The following is a 4,124-nucleotide window of genomic DNA, read 5'->3' as shown; positions in this document are numbered from 1 at the left end:
TTGGGCCTGCTCCAGCGGCATGTAGATGAAGGCCTGGTCGTATTCGCTGACGCCCACGGTGAAGGTGCCGCCGACGATGTAGGTCTTGCGCTGACCCATGGAGCCGAAGGCCGTCGCCCCGCCGGTCGGCGAGACCAGGGTCAACGGATCGCCGGCCCGAACGCCCAACTGGCCCGCCAGCCGGTCGCCGACCAGGATCACGTCGCCGCCGAACTCGCCCTGGCCGAAGCCCTGAAGCGTGCCGGAAACGATGTTGGAGGAGACCAGCTTGGTGGCGCGAAGCTCGGCCGGGGAGATGCCCCGCACGATGGCGCCGGAGATCTGGCCGGAGCCCATGGCCAGGGCCTGGGCCTCCACGATCGGGGTCGCCTGAGTGACGCCGGGCAGCGCGCGCAGCCTGGCGGCCGTCGGCTCGTGGCCCGGGTTGGTGAGCACGCCGCCGGCCACGTAGACGTGGGCGCCGACGCCCAGCACGCGGCTTAGCAGCTCCGCGCGGAAGCCGTTCATCACCGACATGACGATGATCAGCACGGCCACCGACAGCATGATGCCGACGAAGGAGATGATCGAGATCAGCGTCGCCCCGCCCTGGCTGCGCTTGGCGCGCAGGTAGCGGAAGGCGAGCAGCCGTTCCCAGAAGCTGAAGGGCGCAGCGCGCAATCCGGTGGGGCTGGGCGCGCGGGAGTCGGGTGCGCTCATCCGGCCCCGTACGGATCGCGGATCGGCGGAAGCTGGATCAGGCCGAAGTGAAGCACCGCCCAGACAACGGCGAAGATCACCGTCGCGACCCAGGTGGTGGTGAGGAACTTGCGCTTCAGCTTGGGATCGACCGGCGCCCCGGGGTCGCCCCCGTCGCCCTTGTTGATCCCGGCCTCTGCGTGGCTCACCACGCCCAGCGGCAGCACGGCGAACAGCACCACCCACCAGATGGTGAGGTAGATGGCCACACCGGTCGTCAGGCCCATCAGTGAGGCTCCGCAGGCGTCTGCATCAGCTCCACAAGGACGCCGCCCATGTCCTTGGGATGGAGGAAGATCACCGGCACGCCGTGGGCGCCGATGCGCGGCTCGCCGTTCCCTAGCACAGTCGCGCCCTTGGCGCGCATCTCGTCGCGGGCGGCGAAGATGTCCGGCACCTCGAAGCAGACGTGGTGCTGGCCGCCCTTGGGGTTCTTCTCCAGGAAGCCCTTCAGCGGCGACTCCTCGCCCAGCGGCTCGATCAGCTCGATCTGGCTGTTGGGCAGGTCGACGAAGGCGACCCACACTCCTTGCTCCGGCAGCGCGCGCCTCTCGGTGATGGCGGTCGCGCCTAGCATCTCGCGGTACATCCGGGCCGACGCCTCAATCGAGGGCGTCGCGACCCCCACATGGTTCAGTCTGCCGATCATGCGGTGGATGTGACGAAGGTTGGCACGCCGCGCAACCCCTATGCGTCATCCCGGCGGTAGCGCAGCGAAGAGCCAGGACCCATTGATCGACGCGAGCGAGCTGGGTCCCGCATCGCGCCTGCGGCGCGTCCGGGATGACGGGCTATATCGTCGCCAGCGCCGCGCCGCCGTCGCCCGGACGGGCGGACTTACTCATCCGGGCCACCACGGCGTCGGGGCCGAACACCGCGCCGGTGGCGAACAGCGAGGCGATCTCGCCGGGCGGGACGCCGAAGCTCTCCAGCACCTCCTGCGAATGCTCGCCCAGGTCTGGCGTCGCGCGGATGTAGCCGCTCGGGGTGCGGGAGAAGTCGGCGAAGGCGCGCACGCTGATCACGTCCCCCAGCCGCGGGTGCTCCCAGATGTCGAACAGGCGGTTCTCCCACAGCCACTCGCTCTCGTAGGCCTCCACGCCGCGGATCGCCGGGGCGGCGGGGACCTGGGCCTTGCGCAGCCGGTGCAGCGCCTCCTCGCGGGGCATGCGGGCCAGGGCCTGGGCCAGGGCGTCGGCGAGCGGTCCGCGCCGCGGCGCGGCAAGCGCGGCCCCGGCGTCGGCCATCTCGAGGTCCAGCGCTCCGGCCAGCCCTCGGGCCTGCGCCTCGGTCTCGCAGACGATGGCGATCCAGCCGTTGGCGCACTCGTAGTAGCGGTGCAGAGCGCGCAAGCCGATGCAGTCGCGGTCGCCAAGATCGTTGGGCCGGCGGCCCTCGTAGGTGGTCACCTCGCCGTACTGGAAGGTCAGGCTCTGGGCCATCAGGCTGGTGATGATCTCCTGGCCCTCGCCGGTGCGGTCGCGGGCGTTCAGCGCTGCAATCACGCTGAAGGCGACGATCCCGGCGGTGGCCACGTCGTTGACCGGGATGGTGTGCAGGATCGGCTCGTCGTCGCCCCCCTGCCCGGCCATCATCCCGCCCTCCGCCTGCAGCAGCGGGTCGAACCCGGGCCGCGGCGCTCGCGCCCCGTCGCGGCCGTAGGCGGTGATCGAGCAGGAGATCAGCCGCGGATTGATGTTCTTGAGCGTCTGGTAGTCGATGCCCAACCGCTCGCGCACCCCCAGGCGGTAGTTGTCCACCACCACGTCGGCCTGGCGCACCATCTCGTAAAACAGCTCTCGAGCGGCGGGCATCTTCAGATCGATGCCCAGCCCCCGCTTGCCGCGGTTGTACGCCAGGAAGCCGCCGCCGTCGGAGCGGAAGGGATCGGCCTCGTGCGGCTCGATCTTGATCACGTCGGCGCCGAGGTTGGCCAGCACCGCCCCGGCGTAGGCGCCGGCGATGACGGTGCCTAGGTCCAGCACCCGCACCCCGCTCAGCGGCTGGTCGCCGTGCTCGCCGAACCGGCGTTCGGGCGCCGGGCGCGGGGCCCAGCCGGGGTCGCCCTCCAGCGGACGGGCCAGGCCGCGGACCGAGGCCGGCGTGGCGCACAGGCGTGCGGGCGGCGCCGGCATGTGGACTTTTCCGAATTCGGGATGGTCGAAGGTGAGCCGAAGCCCCGCCTCGGCGACGCAGTCGCTGGCGAACCACGCCTCGCGGCTGCCGACCGGGGCGGCCGGCACCGCGTGCTCCAGGAACAGCTCCAGCCACTCGGCTCTGGGCCGGTTCAGGAACACCGTCTTCAGCGTCTCCCGGGCGAGAGCCGGATCGGCGACGAACTCCAGCCAATGGTCGCCAAGCCCGAGCACCTCAACGGCCTTGTTGTAGAAGTTGGCGAACAGGGTGCCGAGGAACAGCCATTTGCCGTCGGCGCACTCGTAGAGCCGGTAGCTGGGCGAGGCGCCCAGGGGCTGGCCGCGCGGCAGGGGCGGCCCTGCCAGCATCTTCACCGGCCCGGTCACCTCGCTCATGCCGTGCAGGCCGCTGACGGTGACCGCCTGGCCGTGGCCGGAACGGGTGCGCTCGTAGAGGGCCGCTCCTATGGAGGCCGCGCCCATGACCGCCTGCCCGTAGTGGCAGAGCGGCAGGATCAGGTGGACCGGCTGGTCGGCGTAGGCGCCCTGGCGGAAGGCGACGCCGGTAAGCGCTGTGAGCAGGCTGTGATGGGACGGCAGGTGCGACCAGTCCCGGCTTGTCCCGTAGGGCGGCATCCAGACGTGGACGAGCGCCGGATGCGCCTTGGTCAGGGTGGCGGCGTCCAAGCCCAGCGCCTCCAGGGCGCCCGGCGCATGGTCGAACATCGCGACGTCGGCGAGCGCGATCAAATCCCGCGCCCGCTCCAGATCGCTTTCCTTCGCAAGATCAAGCGTCACCAGGCGCTTGTTGCGGTTCCAGGTGATGTAGCCGGGGTGATCCTTCAGCCGATCGCCCCCGGGCGGCTCGACCTTGATGATGTCGGCTTCGTAGTCGCCGAGCAGCATCGCCGCCATTGGCCCCGCCAGGCCTTGAGTGAAGTCGACGATCCGCACGCCCGCAAAGGCCGACATCAGCGCTCTCCTCCCGCGGCCGTGTGCCCGGCCTTTCAGGCCATGAAAGCTTCACGGAACACGGTCGGCAAGTGCCGTTACGTCAGAATCGCCGCCTGTTGGTTAGATTCTCAGGACCGTGGTCTCGACCACGGGCCGGCGGCCCCAGATTCGCTGGCTGGCCTTCTTGACGGCGCGGGAGAGTGCGGTCTCCACCGCCTCGTCCTGCCCCAGCGCCTCGCGGTTCATCCGTCCGAGGGCGTCCTCGGCCTCGTCCGCCAGGTCGTCGAGCACGTCGTC

5 protein-coding genes are annotated in these 4,124 nt (G+C 70.4%); all 5 read right to left on the bottom strand.

Translation table 11 applies throughout. The annotated features are described in order from the left end of the window. The coding region (locus tag VHK87_RS02760; RefSeq protein WP_329633368.1) for an ABC transporter permease at nt 1–699 on the bottom strand (699 nt) is incomplete at its 3' end. Next, the gene (locus VHK87_RS02755) at nt 696–965 is read right to left on the bottom strand and encodes a DUF1467 family protein (RefSeq protein ID WP_329633367.1); all 270 of its coding nucleotides are present in this window, start codon (nt 963–965) and stop codon (nt 696–698) included. The genes VHK87_RS02755 and VHK87_RS02760, both read right to left, overlap by 4 nt. Next, entirely contained in the window at nt 965–1,387 is a 423-nt protein-coding gene (mce, locus tag VHK87_RS02750) for a methylmalonyl-CoA epimerase (protein ID WP_329633366.1), read from the bottom strand. The genes VHK87_RS02755 and mce overlap by 1 nt, the downstream gene beginning before the upstream one ends. Before the next feature lie 142 nt (nt 1,388–1,529). Next, nucleotides 1,530–3,845 (bottom strand): CoA transferase, encoded by a 2,316-nt coding sequence (locus VHK87_RS02745; protein ID WP_329633365.1) that lies wholly within the window; start codon nt 3,843–3,845, stop codon nt 1,530–1,532. A 102-nt stretch (nt 3,846–3,947) separates the two neighbouring features. Further along, nucleotides 3,948–4,118: a hypothetical protein gene (locus tag VHK87_RS02740; RefSeq protein WP_329633369.1), complete on the bottom strand. Its 171-nt coding sequence runs from the start codon at nt 4,116–4,118 to the stop codon at nt 3,948–3,950. Between the last annotated feature and the right edge of the window lie 6 nt (nt 4,119–4,124).

It is taken from the genome of Phenylobacterium sp. (assembly GCF_036263695.1).
In the GTDB taxonomy this organism is placed as follows: domain Bacteria; phylum Pseudomonadota; class Alphaproteobacteria; order Caulobacterales; family Caulobacteraceae; genus Phenylobacterium.
This window is presented reverse-complemented; position numbering and strand designations above follow the sequence as displayed.

Coding starts and splice junctions, on each gene's coding strand:
- mce (WP_329633366.1), bottom strand. CDS start 1,387: ATGATCGGCAGACTGAACCATGTGGGGGTCGCGACGCCCTCGATTGAG.
- VHK87_RS02745 (WP_329633365.1), bottom strand. CDS start 3,845: ATGTCGGCCTTTGCGGGCGTGCGGATCGTCGACTTCACTCAAGGCCTG.
- VHK87_RS02755 (WP_329633367.1), bottom strand. CDS start 965: ATGGGCCTGACGACCGGTGTGGCCATCTACCTCACCATCTGGTGGGTG.